Genomic DNA, 21,041 nt, shown 5'->3' with positions numbered 1-21,041 from the left:
ATTTATTTGTCTGAACGATTGCTTTACTAGCCGCGCTAATTAAGTCCCGCACGAACAACCCACCTCCCCGCTAAAACCGGCTATCAGCGCGCCGTCATCCCCAAGTTGACCGCGATATGTGCAAGTTCGGTAGTCGTATCCACTTGTAGCTTCTTTTTGATTTGTGTGGCGTAGTTCGCCACGGTCTTATGACCCAGACATAATTGATCGGCGACCTTATGCACCGTCAACCCTTGGGCAAGCAAACTAAATACATCGAACTCTCGTGCCGAGAAACCGGCGATTATCGTTTGATAGCCGGTGTGTTGCCGTTCTTCACCACCGCCCTTAACCAAACCGCGCTCGACATACTGTTTACCTGACATAATTGCCGCTATCGCTTCGGCAAGAATACCGGGAGCGCTATTTTTAGTGATATAACCCTGCGCTCCGGCCGCCAACGCCCGGCTAACGTAGACTTGTTCATGATGCACACTAAAAACTAAAATTCTCGCCTCGCTGTCGCGCTGAATGATCCGCCGAATAGTTTCCAAGCCGCCAATCCCCGGCATGGACAAATCCATCACCAACATATCGGGCTGCAATTCTTGATAAAGCTGAATAGCCTGCTCGCCACGCTCGGCTTCACCGATCACTTCGACACTGTCCCCGGCTGCCAACAGCATTTTAAAACCAGCGCGCACGACCAAATGATCGTCCACCAGCACGATTTTTATCTTGTTATTCATATGAGCGGGATTCGTGCGTTAACCAACATACCTGAACCTGGACGCGACAGCAATTGCAACTCGCCGTCCAACGACTTGATGCGTTCTTTGATGCCCAATAAACCAAAGCCTTGACTGGTAGTCTGCAAATCGCAGCCTCGCCCGTCATCCTGCACTTTAAGTTGTAAATACGCGCGCGGTAGATCGAGTTTTTCCAAGTCGATACTCACACTGTGCGCCTGGGCATGGCGGACCACGTTGGTCAAACACTCCTGAATCACTCGAAACACCTGAATAGTCAGATTTTTATCCAGACCGTCCACTGCGTCGCTACAGCGAATCGTCAGCCGCAGATCGGCATTGCGTTCCGACCAATGATTGACCATTTCCTCCAGGGTGGCCTTCAATCCCAACTCGGTCAACACCAAAGGATGCAATTGCTGCATCATCGAACGCACCACCGTCATTAAATGATCGCAAATTTCCGAGATTGTCGCGGTTATTTTAGCCGCGTCGGCTTTGCGATGCGCCGCCGTAACGGCCATCACTTTAATAGCGGTCAGGGATTGGCCGAATTCGTCATGCAATTCTTGCGACAGACGTTGGCGCTCTTCTTCTTGGATCGCCAGCGAATGCTGTGTCAAAGCGCGGTTTTCCTGACGGGTTTTTTCCAATTCCACCGTCATATGATTGATTGCATTGGCAATATCATCAAACTCCTGCGTGGAAAATGGCGGCAATTGTTGCCGATATTGGCCGGTTTCAATCAGACGTAACGCATCGACTATGACCGCAATCGATTTCAAGGACTTATTAAATACCAGATTGACCGCCAGGAAGGTCAACATGGTCAACAAGGAAATCGACGCAAAAAACGCCACACTTTCCTGCCAGACTTCGGTGATTTCATCGAGCGGCTGGGCCTGAATAATCAGCGTCAACAGCTTGCCATCCTGCATATTCAGTTGATGCTCGACCTTGGGATAATCGCCTTTTACCAAGCGGATAAACCAGCCAGGCGGCATTTCTTCGGGATTGATCGGTTGATTTTCACCGGCGAAATGGATCAGTTGTCCATCCGGCTTTTGCAATTGGATGCTCAAATGCCGCGTTTGCCGCAATGCGCTGAAGCGGGATAAATCGTCGCTTTGTTGAAACACAGGGGTATCGGCAATACCCAAGGTAATCAGTTGCAAGGCCAAATGAATCGAGGCATCGACCTCTTTTTCGACCGCTTGACGGGCTTGCCAGACTGCAATCGCCCCGCCCAATACCAAAATACAAACCGAAGACAGCAGGATGCGACAAATAATCTGGTAGCGAAGGCTCATGACGTGGAGTGCGTTGAAAACCTTCTATTATCCAGCCTAGCTTCCCGTACAGCTATAGGAAAAATTCTTATTTATTTCCTGAACCCAAGACCTGCACAGTGAAGCCAGTTAACTATTGACGCTCTGGCTCCTTGCATAAACACAGGCAAGTTAAAAACATTCCAAAGCCGTCGAACCTAAGCTGATTAGCGGACCGACACTATTTAGCCCACCCAAACCCGGGCGTTTCTGAACATGCGCAACCACGCCCCATCTTCCTGCCACTCGGCTGGATGCCAAGAGTTTTGTATCGCTCTAAAGCAACGTTCCGGATGCGGCATCATGATGGTAAAACGGCCGTCGGCAGTGGTCAAACCGGTGATGCCAAGCGGCGAGCCGTTCGGGTTGGCCGGAAAAGCCTGGGTCTCATTGCCGTAGTTATCGACATAACTGATCACAACTTCGGCTCCCACAGCGTTTTGAGAACCAAACTCGGCGCGGCCTTCCCCATGCGCCACCACGACCGGCAGTATCGAACCAGCCATGCCTTGGAAGAAGATCGACGGCGATGCCTGCACCTTGACCAACGCCACCCGCGCCTCGAATTGTTCGGACAGATTGCGTTTGAACTGCGGCCAATGTTCCGCGCCGGGGATGATGTCTTTAAGACCGGACATCATCTGACAACCGTTGCAAACGCCCAAGCCAAAGGTATCGGAACGCGCAAAAAACGCGGCAAATTCGTCACGCGCTTTCGGGTTGAATAAAATCGATTTAGCCCAGCCGCCACCGGCACCCAACACGTCACCGTAAGAGAAGCCGCCGCACGCCACCAGACCGGTAAAGTCGGCCAGCGACACCCGGCCGCTGATGATGTCGGTCATATGCACATCAATCGCCGCGAAACCGGCTCTATCGAAGGCCGCCGCCATTTCCACATGACCGTTGACGCCTTGCTCGCGCAAAATAGCGACTTTTGGTCGATCCGCACCCGCGAATTTCGCAGCTATATTGTCGTTGATGTCGTAAGTTAACTGAGCAGACAATCCAGGATCGTTGTAGTCGGCGATACGCTCGAATTGTTGGTGGGCGCAATCCGGATTGTCGCGCAAGGCCTGCATTCTAAAGCTGACTTCCGACCAGGTTTGTTGCAAGGCTGCGCGTTCCGCGCTGAAGATTTCGTTGCTGTTCAGAACGATGCGTAACTTTTGATCTGAGCTTAATTTGCCGACGACATGGGTAAATTCGTCCAGCCCAGCCTGATCCAGTATTCGCGCAACGTGATCCAGTTCAGCGGTTTTAACCTGTATCACTGCGCCCAATTCTTCGTTGAACAAACTCGCGAGTGCATCGCCACCCAATTCGGAAATATCTAATTCAACGCCTATACGGCTGGCAAACAGCATTTCGCTCACCGTCGCCAGCAAGCCACCATCAGACCGATCATGATAAGCCAGAATCAGCCCTTGTTCGTTCAAGGCTTGAATGGTATCGAAGAAACGTTTGAACAAACCCGCATCGTCCAGATCGGGTGCCTGGTTGCCGAGCTGATTGTAAACTTGGGCTAGCACCGAACCACCGAGACGGTTTTTGCCCTGGCCCAGATCGATCAACAGCAACATACTGTCAGTATCTTTGAGCTCAGGTGTTAAAGTTTTACGCACGTCCTGTATCGGCGAGAATGCGGTGATAATCAGCGACAGCGGCGAGGTCATGGTCTTTTCGACGCCCATGGATGAGCTAGTGTCGCGGTAAACAGGATGCTGGGAGCTACCTTTCCAAACGCTTTTCATAGACAGCGAATCCTTGCCGACCGGTATCGCGATGCCCAGCTCGGGGCATAATTCCATACCAACCGCCTTGACGGTGTCGAACAGCGCCGCATCTTCGCCTGGACTACCGCAGGCCGCCATCCAGTTGGCGGACAGTTTAACGTCGTTGAGCTTGCCGATACGGGCTGCGGCCAGATTCGTCAAAGCCTCGCCTATCGCCATGCGGCCGGAAGCAGGACCATCAATCAAAGCCAACGGCGTGCGTTCACCCATCGCCATCGCTTCGCCGGTATGCGCGTAAAAGCCTGAGGCGGTTACCGCGACATCGGCTACCGGCACCTGCCAGGGGCCGACCATCTGGTCTCGAGCCACCAAACCGGTTACCGAGCGGTCGCCGATGTGAATCAAGAAACTTTTGTCGGCTACTGCCGGGAAAGCCAACACCCGTTTGACCGCTTCGGCCAATTCGACTTTATCAAGTTGCAGTCCGGGTAAATTCTTATTTAATCGCTGTACGTTTCTATGCATTTTCGGCGGCTTGCCGAACAGCACCGACATCGGCAAATCGACAGGGGCTCCACCTAGCCATTCGTCGCTGAGGGTCAAATGTTCGGCGTCAGTCGCTTCTCCGATTACCGCATACAAGCAATGCTCGCGTTTACAGAAAGACTCGAACAACGCCAAGGATTCCGGCTTGATCGCCACCACATAGCGTTCCTGAGCCTCATTGCACCAGATTTGCATAGGCGACATGCCTTTGTCGGCATTCTGTACCTTGCGCAACTCAAAACGGCCACCGCGATTGCAGTCGTGAATAATTTCCGGCACTGCGTTGGACAAGCCACCTGCGCCGATGTCGTGAATGGAAACAATCGGCGTGTTCTCGCCCAAGGAATTACAGTGATTGATCACTTCCTGGCAACGCCGCTCCATTTCCGGATTTTCCCGCTGTACCGAAGCAAAATCCAGTTCAGCAGCGCTTTCGCCCGAGGTTTGCGACGACGCTGCACCGCCGCCAAGGCCGATCAGCATCGCCGGACCACCCAGAATGACGATCAAGGAACCGGCGGGGATAGGATGCTTGTCAACCAGCATTGGCCGAATATTGCCCATCCCGCCGGCGATCATGATGGGTTTGTGGTAACCACGGTATTGATTGGCTTCGCCGGTTTCGGACGGTTGCTCGAAGCTGCGGAAATAGCCCGCAATGTTCGGGCGGCCGAATTCGTTATTAAACGCCGCACCGCCTATCGGCCCTTCCAGCATGATGTCCAAGGCCGACACGATGCGTTCGGGTTTGCCGTAATCGGCTTCCCAAGGTTGCGAAAAACCGGGGATTTTAAGATGCGAAACACTAAAGCCTGTCAGGCCGGCTTTAGTCGCCGATCCGCGACCAGTGGCACCTTCGTCGCGAATTTCACCGCCGGAGCCCGTGGCCGCACCGGGATGCGGAGAAATCGCAGTCGGATGATTATGGGTTTCCACTTTCATCAGCATGTGCGCTTGTTCTTCGACATAGCCGTAGGCATAGTTATTAGCTGCATCGCGAATGAATACTTGTGTGCTGGGACCTTCCAGAACCGACGAGTTATCGCTGTAAGCCGACAGCACGCCTTGCGGGTTCAGCGTATGCGTGTTGCGGATCATCGCGAACAAAGACTTGGCTTGCTCTTCGCCGTCTATGGTCCAGCTGGCGTTGAAGATTTTATGCCGGCAATGCTCCGAATTGGCCTGAGCGAACATCATCAGTTCCACATCGGTCGGGTTGCGGCCTAAACCGATAAAACTCTCGGTCAAATAATCGATCTCGTCGGCAGACAAAGCCATGCCTAACTCTGTATTGGCATTAACCAGTGCCTCCCTGCCCTGTTCAATGATCGCTACGGTTTGTAACGGCTGGGGATCGTGTTCAGCAAACAAATCAAGCTCAGCCGGATCGTAAACCACTTGTTGGATCATTCTATCGTGCAGTAAAACCGCCAGCTGGTGTTTGACGGCATCGCTCAAGCTTTCGGTACTGGTAAAGCTATATTCGATACCCCGTTCGATACGTTTTACCGTAGACAAACCGCAACGCTCGGCTATTTCCGAGGCTTTACTGGACCAAGGCGAAATAGTGCCTAAACGCGGCACCACCCATAAGGACACAACTTGGGATTCAGGCAATTCGCCATTTTCACCGACCGAGGCATATTCGCTGTTTTCGTGGCTATGGCCGTAATCGAGCAAACGTTCCAGCATCGCCGATTGCTCGGCGGGCAACTGACCATCGATTTGCACGAAATGCTGAAATCGGGCACTGACCGCAGTAATACTGGCGGCGACCGCCTGTAGTTCGGTCAGCAGTTTTTCAATACGAAAACGGGAAAGAGCGGAGGTTCCGGATAGGGTCAACATGGGCTGTGTTTGAGTCGATTTTTAAAGCTGAAAGAGATAAATACGGGGCATTCCGGACGTAAATCGCGGGAAGCCCCAAACCGCAAGCAACGCGGTCGTTTTATGGCGCCGCCGCATTATCGGCTGCGTTGTCCGACTTTTCCGGGGTGCTGCTCGGTATATCCTGGTTGATGCCTTCGGTAATTAATCTGAGCAAAGAGGTCGCAGCGGCATTTGATAAGGTTTTACCGTCACTATCTTGCACGGTCACTTCGGTAAGTAGTTCATCGAGTTGATGCAGACTTACCCGGTATTCTTGTTCCTGACTAGGATCGTCACCGAATAAAAACGTGATTTCGTCCAAAATGGACCCGTCTTCCGGCTTGATCGCGTCAGGATCGTATTTAACAAAGAAATAGCCTTTATCCATATTCCGCTCAACCACTTCCATTTTTTGCCGGCTCAAGGCTTTACCGACTATCCACCATGCTTGAGTGGCGGATTGATCGATTTGCAAACTGCTGACGCCATTGCTGCCGGCTGCTTGCACGCTACGCCCTGAACCCGCTGCCGCTACAGTCTCCTTAGCTTCGGCTTTCTCCGGCTTGCTGGATACGGGTTCGACAGCATCTGCCGCCGCCGTGGATTTGACTGATTCTTGCTGCACCGGCGCTGGTTCCGGCGTCTTACTTACCGGACTTGTCGCCAAGGTCTTGGTTTTCAGATCGTCCGGAACGACCAATTCGGGTATTTCAGTAGTAAATTGATAATCTCTTTCCTTATCCGGAAACCAGCTCTTGATGGTGCTGCACGAGGCATTTACTAACAACGCGGAGACCAGCGCCAAACGACCGTATAGGCGAGTTTTCATGATTATAAAACGCCAGCTTGATGCATCGCCGTACGCACGGTAGCGAAACAATCCTCGGTTAGCCAAGTCAAAGGCAAACGAATACCATGGCCCATCAAACCCATTTCAGCCACCGCCCATTTCACGGGGATAGGATTGGATTGGATGAATAAACTGCTATGTAAGCCGGTTAATTTGGCGTCTATCGCCTCCGCAGTTGCGCGATCACCACTCATCGCCGCAGTCAGCATTTCATGCACCAATCTTGGTGCCACGTTGCCGGTTACGGTGATGCTACCGTTGCCGCCCAACAAACAAAATTCGCAGCTGGTGGCGTCGTCGCCGGTATACAGCGCAAAATCGTCGCCAGTTAAATCCCGGATTTGTTTAACCCTTTCCAACTTGCCTGTCGCTTCTTTCACGCCAACGATGTTATCGATTTTCGACAGTTTACCCACGGTTTCCGGCAACAGGTCGCAGGCGGTACGGCCCGGCACGTTGTACAGGATTTGCGGAATGTCGACCGCTTCGGCGATGGCTTTGTAATGCAGGTACAAGCCTTCCTGAGTCGGCTTGTTGTAATAAGGCGTTACCAGCAAACAGGCATCCGCGCCCGCTTGTTTGGCTTTTTGGGTCAGACGAATCGCCTCGCGCGTACAATTGGCACCGGTACCGGCAATGACCGGTATCCGGCCCACCACGCAATCGACGATAAACTTGATGACTGCACAATGTTCGTCTTCGTCGAGAGTTGCCGATTCGCCGGTAGTGCCTACCGCGACCAGCGCGTCGCTGCCCTGCTCTATATGAAATTCCACCAGCCGTTTCAGACTGGCTTCATCCACCGCACCGTCTTCCGTCATCGGGGTTACCAGCGCAACGATACTACCTTGAATCATGCAAATCTCTCGTGTTTAGGTAAATAAAACCTAGCCATTATATCAAGCTAACCCTGAAAACTCAGCCTGTTATATTTGCCGGGCGGCCAGAAATCTATCCAGCGCGTTCGCGAAGTTTTGGACATCTTTGGCCGCCATGGCCGCCGCCCCGCCGGATGCCAAACCGTTATCGCGCAAGCCTTCCATGAAATCGCGCATGGCCAGTTTCTCGCCGATATTCTCCGCCGTGTAAGCTTCGCCACGCGGGTTAATCACAAACCCCTGCTTGGCTATGATTTTTGCGGCCAGCGGAATATCGCCGGTAATCGCCACATCGCCAGCCCGAAAATGCTCGACGATATAATCATCAGCCACATCAAAACCGCCGCTGACGCGAATGGATTTAATGTATCGCGACGGCGGCGCGGCTATGCTTTGATTGGCTACCAGCAATAATTCCAACTGTCTTTTTTGGGCGACGCGAAACAATACCGTTTTTATCAAATTTGGACAGGCGTCCGCATCCACCCAAATCTTGATTGCCACCGTCATTGCTCGGTATTCATGTCCGGTTTTATGCGAATATACCAACCATAGTACAAGGCATAGGCCACCAAAAATACCAGATAACCGGACCATAAAATATCCGACGCAAAATGCCCGCCCGAAGTCATCCGGGTAAAGCCCAAGGTCCAGGCCAGCACTATTGTCAGCAGGAAATAAATGGCTTTGTGGTTTTGCGACAGAAAATACAACACAAAAAATGTATAGCCCACCGAGCAATGGCCGCAGACGAAGGACTTGTCCGGGGTGTGGCCGAATTTGGCGGGCGGCACATACTGATGCTCACCGCCGAATTGGCTGACATGCACCGGCCGGGGTCTTCCCCAATGATCTTTAACGATAAGATTGACCACCAAGCCCGGACCTAAAGCAATGACCAGCAGAATATATAAGGCCTTCCTGCGAAAACGTTGCGTGTAGGCATGAAAATGACTCAGGACATAAACTGCTAACGCGATCAGACCGGACCACAATGTGAACGGAAAAGCATAGTCGTACAACAGTTTCCAGGGCCACCAGTGCTGCGTCGGCCAGACATCACTGGGATTTTCCGGATGATAAAATAAGGCCGCCAAGCGTAAATCCAGGTCTGTCAGCCCAAACAATAGCGTCGTTAGCGCCGCCAATAGCAAGACGAGCACTAGCTCATTGCGCGCGCGTCTAATTTTCAGATGGGGCATATCCTTCCTTATCTAATGTTTGCCGAACGGCTTCCGGCCAGAACTTCAGGTTTTCACCTAAGTACAGGTAATACGGGGAATTTGGTTTGGCGGGATTGGGAACTTGCGCCAAGAATCGAAAGCTTTGGAACGCCGCTTTCAATTCAGCAGGTAGGTTTTCCTCGGGGGTTTCACCAATCACAAAGCCGTTTTTGCCGATATACGCTTGCGGACCGGACCAGACCTCGTATTGCGATGTCACCAAACCGCTGGGTTCGTAACGATAAACCTGTGGATGATCGGGCAAATAAAACGCCAACTCGCTTGCCAGATAACGATGGCCCAAGGCTACCACAAAGGTATTATCCAGGTTGGGCAAACTGATCAAGCGCTCGAAATGCACATTAATTGCCAACTCCTGCCAATTATTAAAACGCTTGGTGGGATCGTACGCGGTGTTTTGCAATTTAAACATTTGTAACACGATGGGCAGCGAATAGGTCAACAGCACCATCGCCAAACCCAGCCCGATGCCGTATTTCAAGGTCCTTTTCCAGGCACCCGCCAACCCATTGCCGGCCAACAAAATCAAGGCGGTAAAATAAAACGGCATCGGCCAATTACCCTGGGCTTTTTGCAGAACGCTGAGCAGCAACACCCCCAATAATAAAGCGGGCCCCATCAATAACAAAAACCGTTGCTCTGCCGGCAGCCGTTTGAAGTTAAACGCGGCTTGCGCGCTACTGATCACTACCAAGAAAAACAGCACGGGCGAAACCAGCAACAGCTGATAAAGCAGAAAATCTCTGGCCCATTGCAAATGCTTAAGCACGCCAACTGGTTCGTGGTTACCGAAATGGCCTTTGCTATGCCCAAACATTACCCAGTCGTGTTGTTGGTTCCACCATAAAATAGGTACAGCAGCGACTAAAATGGGCAAAAAATACAGCCAAAATTCTTTTTTAAGATAGCTGCGTCGCTGACTATCCAAGCCCAAAAATATCAGTAACATTAACGGCAAAATCAATGCGGATTGCTTGCTCAGCAGGCCCGCTGCACTAGCCAAACCCGCCCATAACCAGGCGCGCGCTTGCTGGTCGAACAGCGCCCGCCTTAAGTAATACACGCTCATTACCCAGAAACAATACAGCGGCGCATCGATGGTCATCAGAAAGTTGGCCAAGACATTGATCGGCGTCGCCAACACCAGCAACAGCGCCAAAGCGCCACCGCGCGCACCGTAAAAGGCCTTTGCCGTAGCGTGAAAAAACCACAGAAAAACCGTACCCAACAGCAGCGCCGGCAAGCGCACGGTAAACGTATAATCGCCCAACAGCCAGGTAAATGCGCCAATCAGCCAAGCTATCATGGGCGGCTTACTGTAATAGCACCAGTCCGGTTGCCGTGACCAATCCCAGTAATAACTTTCATCGCCGATCAAATCAAAGCCGTTGATCAGCAAAAACCCGCCGCGCAACAGCATAATCGCCAGCAGCAAAGCCAGCGTATGCGCGTCCATCCAGCGTAACAATCTCTCAGACATAGGCTGTTACTCCCATTTCTCCAGATAATGCAACAACAGTTGCAGGCTGCGTTGCCCGCGAAATTCGTTAATATCCAACTTGTAGGCCGCGTTGACTTTCCGGCAGCCCAGCCATTTTTCGGGGTGATCGGCAAAAAACGCTATCGCATCCAGCAACTGGCCGCTGAACGGCAAGCGCAATACAAACTTTAAATGCTGCTGACCGACGATCCGGCATTGGATCACATCGAACACGCCATTGAATACCGGCTCTGGGAAGGTTTGCCCCCACACAGCCGCTTGCTGGAGAACTTCCGCAAATGCCAAGCTCATGTGCTGCTCGTCCAATTCACCGTCGGAATAGACCTTCTGTTCCAGATCCACCAACTCCAATTTCGCCGCCACCGTCTCGGCAAAGGCCAAGGCAAAATGCGGATAGTCGTGCAATTTAATTGTCAATCCCGCCGCCATCGCATGACCGCCGAATTTGCTTAAAATCTGCGGATGCTTGGCAGCAATCTCGCTGAGCACATCACGAATATGTACGCCATTAATGGAGCGTGCCGAACCCTTAATATCGCCGTTGTCAGAAGGTGCAAATGCAATTACCGGCCGGTGTACGCGGTCTTTGATCCGCGACGCCAGAATACCGATCACGCCTTGATGCCAATTGCCGTCATAGAGACAAACCCCCGCCGGCACATGTTTTTCATCGAGCGCCTTCATTTCCGAAAGCAAAGCCATGGCCTCGGTCTTCATCTGCCCTTCGACTTCTTTTCGGTCCTGGTTCAAGGCATGCAATTGCTCGGCTATGTCATGCGCCAGCCCGGCATCGTCGGTCAGCAAACACTGGATACCCAAAGACATATCGTCCATCCGCCCGGCCGCGTTCAAACGCGGCGCGATGGAAAAACCCAGATCGCTGGCGTGAATCCCGGCCAATTGCTTGCCGGCGATTTCAGTCAAGGCCTTGATACCCGGCTGACATTGCCCGGAGCGAATTCGCAGCAAGCCTTGATGCACCAAAATCCGATTGACCTGATCCAAAGCCACCACGTCCGCGACCGTGCCCAAAGCCACATAATCCAGCAGTCGCGCCAGATTCGGCTCCGGGATGCCAGCTTTTTCAAACCAATGCAATTCGCGCAAACGAATCCGCAAGGCCATCAGGATGTAAAACATCACGCCCACTCCGGCGATATGCCGACTGGGAAATTTGTCGTCCGGCAGATTCGGATTGACGATCGCATCGGCAGCAGGCAATTCAAGACCCGGTAAATGATGATCGGTGATCAACACTTTGATGCCGGCAGCCTTGGCGGCCTTGACACCCTCGATGCTGGAAATGCCGTTATCCACCGTGACGATAATATCGGGCGTTTGCCGCTTCACCAGTTCGACGATTTCCGGGGTCAGACCGTAACCGTATTCGAAACGATTGGGCACCACAAAATCGACCGCGCCGGCACCCAGCAAACTCAAACCCTTCAAGGCCAACGCGCAACTAGTGGCGCCGTCGGCATCAAAATCGGCGACTACGGTAATTTTTTGCTGTTGTTTGATCGCCGATACCAGATGCTCGACCATCTCCTTCATGCCGGTCAGTAACCACGGCGAAGGCAAACTCGCCAGACTACGCTCCAACTCGTCGGCACTCTGCACGCCCCTGCTGCTAAAAATCCGTTGCAGCACAGGGTCCATCTCGCCGAAATGCGGATTTTTAGTCTGCACCGGCCTCGGAAGGATGACTTTCTTAACGCTTTGCAGATACATATCAGGCAATAAAAAAGCCGGCAAATGCCGGCTTTCCGATGCTCATCGTTAGACTCACATCGAATCCAGAATAGCTTTTTTCACCGCATCCAGTGTGGCGTCGATCGTCACCGGATGTGCGTCTTTACACTGACTGATGGCAATATCCGGATCCTTGATACCGTTGCCGGTCAAGGTACAAACAATTTTGCTACCCTCCGGAATATTACCGTTGGCGATGTCATGCAAAGCGCCAGCCAGTGATGTAGCGGAAGCCGGCTCACAGAAAATGCCTTCGTAGGACGACAACATTTTTTGTGCGGCCAAGATTTGCTGGTCGGTGAACGACTCAAACCAACCGCCGGATTGTTTCTGCGCGGTCCAGGCGCCATCCCAAGATTGCGGATGACCGATACGGATTGCCGTAGCCACGGTTTCCGGGTTATCCACCATTGCTCTAGCAACAAATGGCGCAGCACCGGCGGCTTGATACCCGCACATCACCGGCCGCTTTTTAGTAACGGCTTTATGCGTTGCGCTATCGGTCGAATATTCTTTATAACCTTTCCAATAGGCGGTGATATTGCCGGCATTACCGACGGGCAAGCAGTGGAAATCGGGAGCATCGCCCAGCGCATCGACGATTTCGAAAGCGGCAGTTTTTTGGCCGTCGATCCGATAGGGGTTGATGGAATTTACAATGGTGACGGGCGCGTGATCGGAAATTTTCTTCACAATATCCATGCCGGCGTCGAAATTGCCGTTGATCTGAATAATTTGCGCACCGTACATTAGCGTTTGCGCCAATTTTCCCAACGCAATCTTGCCTTCCGGAATCAATACAAAGGCTTTGATGCCGGCGCGGACTGCATACGCAGCCGCAGCCGCCGAAGTATTACCAGTGGACGCGCAAATAATGGCCTGGCTGCCCTCTTCCACGGCTTTGGTCACCGCCATGGTCATACCGCGATCTTTAAAGGAACCGGTCGGATTCAAACCTTCGAATTTAACGTAAATATCGACATCCTTGCCAATCAGTCGCGGAATATTTTGCAACTGAATCAGCGGAGTATTGCCTTCGCAAAGACTGATCAGCCTGGTGTCGGCGGAGACCGGCAAGCGGTCGCGGTAACGTTCGATGATGCCTGTATAGCGGGTTTGGTTTGCCATGGTTTATCCTAAAGTTTCCAAGCGAATCCGCGCCACTTTGCCGCTGACTGTCGCCAGCGCTTCGATGGCCGCAATCGCGGCGTTCATTTCTTTTTCCAGAGTCAGTTGCGTCAACATGATGATGGGTACCGAAGTCTCGCCTTGCGGCGGCTCTTTTTGGATCAAGGCTTCAATGCTGATGTTGTGCGCGGCCAGTATTCGGGTCACATCGGCCAGCACGCCGGGCTTGTCTTCGGCGGTCAGGCGCAGGTAGTAAGCAGTTTTAATTTGCTCGGCAGGCAACACCGGGATGTCGGCAATCGCATCGGCCTGGAAGGCCAGATGTGGCACCCGGTTTTCCGGGTCGCTGGTCATCGCTCTAACCACATCTACCAGATCGGCCACTACAGCGGAAGCAGTCGGCTCTGCACCCGCGCCGGCGCCATAATATAAGGTTGGACCAACCGCATCGCCGCACACCAGCACCGCATTCATCACGCCATCGACATTGGCGATCAAGCGGCGCTTGGGAATCAGCGTCGGATGTACGCGTAATTCAATGCCATCTTCGGTTTTGCGGGCAATACCAAGGTTCTTGATTCGATAACCTAGCGCTTCGGCGTACTCGACATCCAGGCGGGTGATTTTGGTGATACCTTCCGTGAAAACTTTCTCGAACTGCAACGGAATGCCGAAGGCGATTGACGCCAGAATGGTCAATTTATGCCCGGCATCTATGCCCTCCACATCGAAAGTTGGATCGGCTTCCGCGTATCCAAGCGCCTGCGCTTCGGCCAATACATCTGTAAAGTCGCGACCTTTGTCGCGCATTTCGGTGAGGATGAAGTTGCCGGTGCCGTTGATGATGCCCGCCAACCATTTGATGCGGTTGCCGGCCAGACCTTCGCGGATGGCTTTGATGATGGGTATGCCGCCGGCCACGGCCGCTTCAAACAATACCATCACGCCTTTTTTGCTGGCTTCCGCGAAAATTTCGTTACCGTGTAGAGCTATCAGGGCTTTATTGGCGGTGACCACATGCTTGCCGTTGGCAATCGCCGTTAACACCAGTTGTTTAGCCAGATCGTAGCCGCCGATCAATTCGACGACCACATCGATATCAGGATCATTGACGATCTCGAACGGATCTGAGGTCAAGGTGATGCCATCGGTAGCGCAAATCCGCGTCCGATTCAGATCGCGCGCAGAAGCACGGGTGACCACGATTTCACGGCCGGCCCGGCGGGCAATTTCCCCGGCATTCCTTTTCAGTACGTTGACGGTGCCGCCACCGACGGTCCCCAATCCCAAAACCCCAACTGTTACCGGCTTCAAACCTGACTCCTAGCGTTATACCCAAAAATGGCGGCGATTATACTACGTTGTCTTTTTTCAGCATATTGCGGATGCTGCGCAAGGCCTGGCGGGTTCTATGCTCGTTTTCGATCAAACTAAAACGGATATGATCGTCGCCGTGTTGACCAAAACCGATACCCGGCGATATCGCCACCTTGGCATCGATGATCAATTTCTTGGCAAATTCGATGGAGCCCATTTCCCGGTAGGCTTCCGGAATCTTGGCCCAAACAAACATCGTGGCCTTGGGCTTCTCGACGTGCCAACCCATCGCATTCAAGCCGTCGCACAGTACATCGCGGCGCGCTTTGTACATGTCGCAGATTTCTTTCACGCAATCTTGCGGACCTTCCAGAGCGGTGATCGCCGCCACTTGAATCGGTGTAAACGTGCCGTAATCCATATAGGATTTGATGCGAGTCAAAGCGGCCACCAAGGTTGGATTGCCGCACATGAATCCTACCCGCCAGCCCGGCATGTTGTAACTTTTGGATAAGGAGAAAAACTCGACGGCGATGTCTTTCGCACCTTCCACCTGCAATATCGACGGGGCCACATAGCCATCGAACACGATGTCCGCATAAGCGATGTCGTGGACGATCCAGATATTATGTTCTTTACAAATCGCCACCACTTTCTCGAAGAAATCCAGCTCCACGCATTGGCAGGTCGGATTGCCCGGAAAATTCAGAATTAACATTTTCGGCTTGGGCCAGCATTCGGCAATGCCTTTTTGTAATTCTTCAAAAAAATCGACGCCGGGCGTCAACGGCACATGGCGAATATCCGCGCCGGCGATCACCACGCCATACGGATGAATCGGGTAAGCGGGGTTAGGCACCAACACCACATCGCCGGGGCCCAGCGTCGCCAGAGCCAAATGCGACAAGCCTTCCTTCGAGCCTATGGTGACAATGGCTTCGGTATTGAAATCCAAATCAACATCAAAACGCCGTTTGTACCAACCGCAAATGGCTTTGCGCAAACGAGGAATGCCTTTGGACACCGAATAGCGATGCGTGTCGTCGCGCTGCGCCACTTCCACCATCTTGTCGAGTATGTGCTTGGGCGTGGGCTGGTCCGGATTGCCCATACCGAAATCGATAACGTCCTCGCCTTCCGCTCGGGCTTTGGCTTTCAGCTCGTTGACGATATTAAAAACGTAAGGCGGCAGGCGGCTAATGCGATGAAATTCTTCCATTAATGACTCTTAAGATTCTGATTTTGGAGACGGCTTCTAAAGAAAAGCCGGCTAAGGTACTGTTGTTGCAGAGCGATGTCAATTTCGGTGCAGCGGGGCGCGTCCGAAAATCGTGATCGGCTGGAATTCAGGGCTGTACGGCAGTGCTTGACGCAACTTGAGCGGCGCCTGATCTCTGCTGATGCAGATAAGAACCGCCGACCAGAAACGTCAGCACCAACAGATAGATAACTGCGGCGATGTTTTTAACCTTCTTGCTGTCATCGTGACTGTGTTTGTTCATGAATAAAGTCTCGCGAATATACAGGGTTGCTACGGCAATTGTAACGCCTGCGCGGCTGCCTGAGAACGAAAAGCTCGAACTATAAGCCGGGCCGCACAACTACCGCCGTCCGCAACCGCGACTTGCCGAAGCAGGACATGCGATCAAAATCCTCACGGGCGATGGGAATAAACTGGCAATCCAGCTCATTCTGCCGACCGTCGTCCGGGTCGGAATCGTGCATATACAAACAATCCTTATCAAAACCGCTCATCACCACCCAGTGCGGGGCTTTTTTACGATCCATCGAAAAGGTACTGATCAGGATTAACGGTATCGCCCCGGCTTCGAACGCAGAGATCAAATCGTTCTGCGTAACATTGGCATAGTGTATCGCCACGCCCTGCTCCGCCGCTTCGCGCTTGAAGCAGTTATCCACCAGCTCGACGATCTGTTTTTTGTCGTCGCTGCGCACGCTATCAATAAACAAGGAGCCGGTTTGATTAATCCAGACTTCCACCGCAAACTGCCGGCGTTTGGCAGCCAAGGCCAAGCCTATGGGGTGGCAACCGCCGTGTCCGGAGGTCATAAATATAGTCGTGGCTTCACGCCACAACTCGATTTCCTGTTCGCGCGACGGCAGATAAGTTTTATTTAATGCGTGCATCGCCATCATTAACGCCGCCGGGCCGCAGGTAAACGGCGTAGTTTGCCGCAGCCAATGTACCGAACGATGCTGCGGGGTATCGCGGTAGCGGCGGATGCGTTTTTGATAGCGCAACGCATCTTTATGGTCTTGGTAATAGTCTCGATACAAACCAAATTTTTGAAAGCCCAGCGCCTCGTAAAGGCGGATGGCCGGAGTGTTATCCACGCTCACTTCCAGGCGCAGATACAGGCGACCATCGTCGCTGGCCGCTTGCTCGCCGGCCAGCATTAAAGCCTTGGCTATGCCCTTGCCGCGCAGCTGCGGCGCCACCGCCAGCGAATAAATCCGCGCCAAGCGGGTGCCGGGGTGATAAATAATCAAAATATAGCCGGCCACCAGCCCCGCCCATTCGGCTAACAACAGGGCGCGATGATCGGAACTCAACCAATGCCGGAAACTGCGTCGGCTTAATTTATCGGTAGCGAAGCTGGCATTCTCCAACGCCACCAAGCCCTCCAGATCGGCACTTTGCGCCGGACGCACAGCCAACGCGTTGGCTAAAGCCGGCAAAGCCGTCACGACGACACTCCGCGTAGCGCCTGACCCAGCACTTGCCGAGCGCGAAACAACACCATTTCCTGCCAGGCGTTGTCATTGGGACAGAAATGATGCCGCATCGTCAGGCTGTGGGCAAAACGTTGATCGTGATTATCTTCTGCCGCCCACAATTGATGATCGCGCAACAGCACTTCAAACAAGTGATCGGTGCTGTACGTGCCAAACTCCAGCGTCACATAACAACTTTGTGGATTCATGTTGGCGTGCCACAGATAATCCAATAAACCCAGCTTGGGCACAGAACTGGAAGTACCCGCCAGTGGCTGGGTCACCGAATCGCCATACCAGCTTTGCGCAACCGCCGCGCCGGGGCTGTCGGGCTGATGGTCGCAGATAATTTCCCCGTAACCATAGGGTCCGAGACCGGTATGCAAATCCACCACCGCCAGGCGGCGTTGCGCCAAGCTGTGACGTTGAATCAAGTCCTCACAGACCAGCCGGCCATGCGCCGGCGCGCGGCCACCGTAAAACGGACCGGACGGATCGCGGTATTGGCCGCCGCTGATGGCTTTTTCCAATGCGACTCGACCGTATTGCCGGCTAAAATCGGCAAACGCCTGCTGTCTTTGATCCATATCCATGACGAATAGCCAATCCCGCAAATTGTCGTAATCGGGGTTGTCCGGTAAGGGCTGACAAAAATCCACCGCATTCCGATTCAAATCCACGCCGTCGCCGTCGCAGCGCCGCGACCAAGCGTAACCCCAAGGCGTCAGCGCGTGGACCAACAATATCGCGGTATTGTTTGGAATGTCCAAGTGACGCTTGCTTAATCCTTGCAGAAAATCAAGCTGTATCGCACTGCCGGCAAAGCCTTCCACACCATGCGTGGCAGCAAGGCACACTACCAAGTTTTCTGCTTGTTCATCGCCTATCCAGGCGGCATCGGTTAGCAGAGCTTCACCGTCCGGCCCCAGTCCAGCGCATTGATAAATCTCATGCCGCACGGGGTGTGGCAGTTCCGCCAATAACGCCAACCAGCCATGACGGGCCGACGCATAACTAGCCGGGAATACGCTGGTATCAATTTCAGTGCCGAATGGGGACAAACTCATCTGCATACTCAAATGTTCGGAGACAGTAATTGTACAGTGTGGCAAACCCCTCAGCCGCAAGCAATAGGCAGTCTTAAAGGGAATTTCAGAATTCGGCTTGTCTTAAAACCCTACTGGTTTCAAAATCCCGCCCAACAAAAACTTACTGAGCATTTTTACCATGGCAAGTACGCTGTTGGTCGTTGACGACCTCTCGGATTGGAATCCTTATTATCCCAGCGATCAGGTCGTTAGTTTTGAAGACTATCTGGCCAGCGAACAAACCGACCCCGATCAGCGGGTGCGGGTGATAAACCTATGCAGCAGCTACACCTATCTGTCTGACGGCTATTATTGTTCGCTGCTCGCCGAGGCACGCAATCACCACGTCATTCCCTCGGTGAAGGTCATCAACGACTTGGGCAAAAATGCGCTGTACCGTTTGCAACTGGAAGACTTAAACCAGCCGCTGGCGCGGGCGTTTAAACATCAAAATAAAAACGGCGAATTCACCCTGTATAGTTATTTCGGCACGACGCCGGAAGCGGCTTTTCAAGAACTGACCCGACTGCTGTTCGAGCGTTTCGCTTGCCCGATCTTGGAAATTAGCTTGCGCTTTGACCAGCAATGGCAAATCACCGATCTAAAAGCCGTGTCTCCCCGGCAATTGGACGATGCCATGCAAACCTTGTTTGCCGACGCGCTGGACCGCTTTAGTAAAAAGGTATGGCGGAAAAGCCGGGCCCGGAAAACCGCCCGCTACGATTTGGCGATTCTGATCAACCCCTCCGAACAATTGCCGCCCAGCAATCGCGGCGCGCTGAAAAAATTTATCGATGCCGGCCGGCAACTGGGCATAGATGTGGAATTGATCACCTTGAATCATTACGGCCGTCTGCCGGAATTTGATGGCCTGTTCATCCGCGAGACCACCGCCATCGACCATCACACTTACCGTTTCGCTAAAAAAGCGGAAGCGGAAGGCTTGGTGGTGATCGACGATCCGACGTCCATCCTGCGCTGCGCCAATAAAGTCTACCTGGCCGATCTGTTTCGCACCCACAAAGTACCGTCGCCGAAAACCTGGATCTTGCACAAAGGCAATACCCAACATCTGGATAATCTGGAAGCCATCGCCGGTTATCCGGTGGTGATCAAAATCCCTGATGGCTCGTTTTCGCGTGGCATCGTCAAAGTGCATAACCGCCAGGAACTGGAAAGCAAAGTTGCCGAATTGTTCGAGCAATCGGCGCTATTGCTGGCCCAGGAATTTTTATACACCGATTTTGATTGGCGCATCGGCATCTTCAACCAAAAAGCCCTGTACGCCTGCCGCTATTTCATGGTGAAAAATCATTGGCAAATCTACCGGCACGGCGCCAAACGCACCGACAGCGGCAACTTTGACACCCTGCCTACCTTCGAAGTACCCAAAGGCGTACTGGAAGCGGCCTTGCGGGCCACGCAACCTATCGGCAACGGTTTATATGGTGTGGATGTGAAAGAAATCAACGGCAAGGGCTACGTGATAGAAGTCAACGACAATCCCAGCATCGACAGCGGCGTGGAAGACCAATATCTGGGTGATGAATTGTACAAAGCCATCATGAGCGAATTTCTGCGGCGGATGGACAACCGCAGCAAAGGGGTCGCGCAGTGACAGACAAACCGCTCGACGTACTTTGCGTCGGCCATGCCAGTTACGATTTGGTGTTTTCGGTGCCGCATCATCCCGGTGCCGATGAGAAGCTAGTTGCCGACGACTTGCTGGGCTGCGGTGGCGGACCCGCTGCCAACGCCGCCGTTACGGTTGCCAAACTAGGCGGTAAGGCCGGTTTTTGCGGTTATTTGGGTAATGACGTGTATGGCGACAGTCATTTGCGGGAGTTGCAAGAACACGGTGTGGATACCCAGCTTGTTGTGCGCGGCACATCGCCAACCCCGCTATCGACGGTGCTGGTCAAACCGAACGGTCAGCGCGCGTTAATCAATTACAAAGGGCAAACCAGCGCCCTGCCCGCCAACGCCATCAACTTTGACGATCTAGCAGCCAAAGTGCTGTTGTTCGATGGACACGAACCGCATATTTCCCTTCGTTTTCTGAATCAGTTAACCCACCCCATACCTTCAGTGTTAGACGCCGGCTCGCTGCACGACGGTACTTTGGCTTTGATGGACAAAGTCGAATATCTGGTCTGTTCGGAGAAGTTTGCGTTGCAATACGCCGATGACGAGCATAACGCTTTAAGCAAACTGGCGACGATTGCTCCTGTGGTAGTAGTTACCCTGGGTGAACGTGGCTTGATCTGGCAACGCGACCAGGAGCGCGGCAGCCTCGGCGCGCCGCCCGTCGTCGCGATAGACACCACCGGTGCCGGCGAC

The 21,041-nt window shown here is 53.0% G+C and carries 17 protein-coding genes; 2 read left to right on the top strand and 15 right to left on the bottom strand.

Annotated features, from left to right (window positions below; genetic code table 11):
• Nucleotides 1-83: 83 nt before the first annotated feature.
• The 15 genes from NP589_RS00085 to NP589_RS00015 form a co-directional block, all read right to left on the bottom strand.
• Nucleotides 84-728 carry a response regulator transcription factor gene (locus NP589_RS00085; protein WP_256605116.1) on the bottom strand — a complete coding sequence of 215 codons (645 nt, stop codon included), beginning with the start codon at nt 726-728 and terminating at the stop codon, nt 84-86.
• Entirely contained in the window at nt 725-2,038 is a 1,314-nt protein-coding gene (locus NP589_RS00080; protein WP_256605115.1) for a sensor histidine kinase, read from the bottom strand. Before NP589_RS00080 ends, NP589_RS00085 begins: the two co-directional genes overlap by 4 nt.
• A 203-nt stretch (nt 2,039-2,241) precedes the next feature.
• Nucleotides 2,242-6,186, bottom strand: coding sequence for a phosphoribosylformylglycinamidine synthase (purL, locus tag NP589_RS00075; protein WP_256605114.1), 3,945 nt, complete (start codon nt 6,184-6,186; stop codon nt 2,242-2,244).
• Nucleotides 6,187-6,286: 100 nt separating this feature from the next.
• Entirely contained in the window at nt 6,287-7,036 is a 750-nt protein-coding gene (bamC, locus tag NP589_RS00070) for an NlpB/DapX family lipoprotein (RefSeq protein ID WP_256605113.1), read from the bottom strand.
• 2 nt (nt 7,037-7,038) lie between these two features.
• Nucleotides 7,039-7,914, bottom strand: coding sequence for a 4-hydroxy-tetrahydrodipicolinate synthase (gene dapA / locus NP589_RS00065; protein ID WP_256605112.1), 876 nt, complete (start codon nt 7,912-7,914; stop codon nt 7,039-7,041).
• 69 nt (nt 7,915-7,983) lie between these two features.
• Nucleotides 7,984-8,445: a YaiI/YqxD family protein gene (locus NP589_RS00060; RefSeq protein WP_256605111.1), complete on the bottom strand. Its 462-nt coding sequence runs from the start codon at nt 8,443-8,445 to the stop codon at nt 7,984-7,986.
• Nucleotides 8,442-9,137, bottom strand: coding sequence for a phosphatase PAP2 family protein (locus NP589_RS00055; RefSeq protein WP_256605110.1), 696 nt, complete (start codon nt 9,135-9,137; stop codon nt 8,442-8,444). Before NP589_RS00055 ends, NP589_RS00060 begins: the two co-directional genes overlap by 4 nt.
• A complete protein-coding gene (locus NP589_RS00050) occupies nt 9,118-10,659 on the bottom strand; it encodes an ArnT family glycosyltransferase (RefSeq protein WP_256605109.1) in 1,542 nt (513 codons plus the stop codon). The genes NP589_RS00055 and NP589_RS00050 overlap by 20 nt, the downstream gene beginning before the upstream one ends.
• 6 nt (nt 10,660-10,665) lie before the next feature.
• Nucleotides 10,666-12,411, bottom strand: coding sequence for a single-stranded-DNA-specific exonuclease RecJ (gene recJ, locus NP589_RS00045; RefSeq protein WP_256605222.1), 1,746 nt, complete (start codon nt 12,409-12,411; stop codon nt 10,666-10,668).
• A gap of 54 nt (nt 12,412-12,465) precedes the next feature.
• Complete coding sequence (gene thrC, locus NP589_RS00040) at nt 12,466-13,560, bottom strand: threonine synthase (protein ID WP_256605108.1); 1,095 nt, start codon at nt 13,558-13,560, stop codon at nt 12,466-12,468.
• Between the two features lie 3 nt (nt 13,561-13,563).
• Nucleotides 13,564-14,874: a homoserine dehydrogenase gene (locus NP589_RS00035; protein WP_256605107.1), complete on the bottom strand. Its 1,311-nt coding sequence runs from the start codon at nt 14,872-14,874 to the stop codon at nt 13,564-13,566.
• Between the two features lie 37 nt (nt 14,875-14,911).
• Nucleotides 14,912-16,096, bottom strand: a complete 1,185-nt coding sequence (gene alaC, locus NP589_RS00030; RefSeq protein ID WP_064037008.1) for an alanine transaminase — start codon at nt 16,094-16,096, stop codon at nt 14,912-14,914.
• Nucleotides 16,097-16,223: 127 nt separating this feature from the next.
• Nucleotides 16,224-16,379 carry a hypothetical protein gene (locus NP589_RS00025; protein WP_256605106.1) on the bottom strand — a complete coding sequence of 52 codons (156 nt, stop codon included), beginning with the start codon at nt 16,377-16,379 and terminating at the stop codon, nt 16,224-16,226.
• A gap of 79 nt (nt 16,380-16,458) precedes the next feature.
• Nucleotides 16,459-17,586 (bottom strand): GNAT family N-acetyltransferase/peptidase C39 family protein, encoded by a 1,128-nt coding sequence (locus tag NP589_RS00020; protein ID WP_256605105.1) that lies wholly within the window; start codon nt 17,584-17,586, stop codon nt 16,459-16,461.
• On the bottom strand, nt 17,583-18,680 hold the full coding sequence (locus NP589_RS00015) for a DUF2817 domain-containing protein (protein WP_371929633.1): 1,098 nt from the start codon (nt 18,678-18,680) through the stop codon (nt 17,583-17,585). The genes NP589_RS00020 and NP589_RS00015 overlap by 4 nt, the downstream gene beginning before the upstream one ends.
• A 160-nt stretch (nt 18,681-18,840) precedes the next feature.
• Between NP589_RS00015 and NP589_RS00010 the strand changes: the two genes are divergently transcribed.
• Both NP589_RS00010 and NP589_RS00005 read left to right on the top strand, forming a co-directional pair.
• Nucleotides 18,841-20,319: a RimK family ATP-grasp domain-containing protein gene (locus NP589_RS00010; protein WP_256605104.1), complete on the top strand. Its 1,479-nt coding sequence runs from the start codon at nt 18,841-18,843 to the stop codon at nt 20,317-20,319.
• Nucleotides 20,316-21,041 (top strand): carbohydrate kinase family protein (locus NP589_RS00005; RefSeq protein ID WP_256605103.1); only part of this gene is annotated, 726 nt, incomplete at its 3' end. The genes NP589_RS00010 and NP589_RS00005, both read left to right, overlap by 4 nt.

It is taken from the genome of Methylomonas rosea (genome assembly GCF_024505055.1).
Taxonomy (GTDB): domain Bacteria; phylum Pseudomonadota; class Gammaproteobacteria; order Methylococcales; family Methylomonadaceae; genus Methylomonas; species Methylomonas rosea.
Note: the sequence above shows the minus strand (reverse complement) of the source record. Positions and strands in the feature narration are given on the sequence as shown.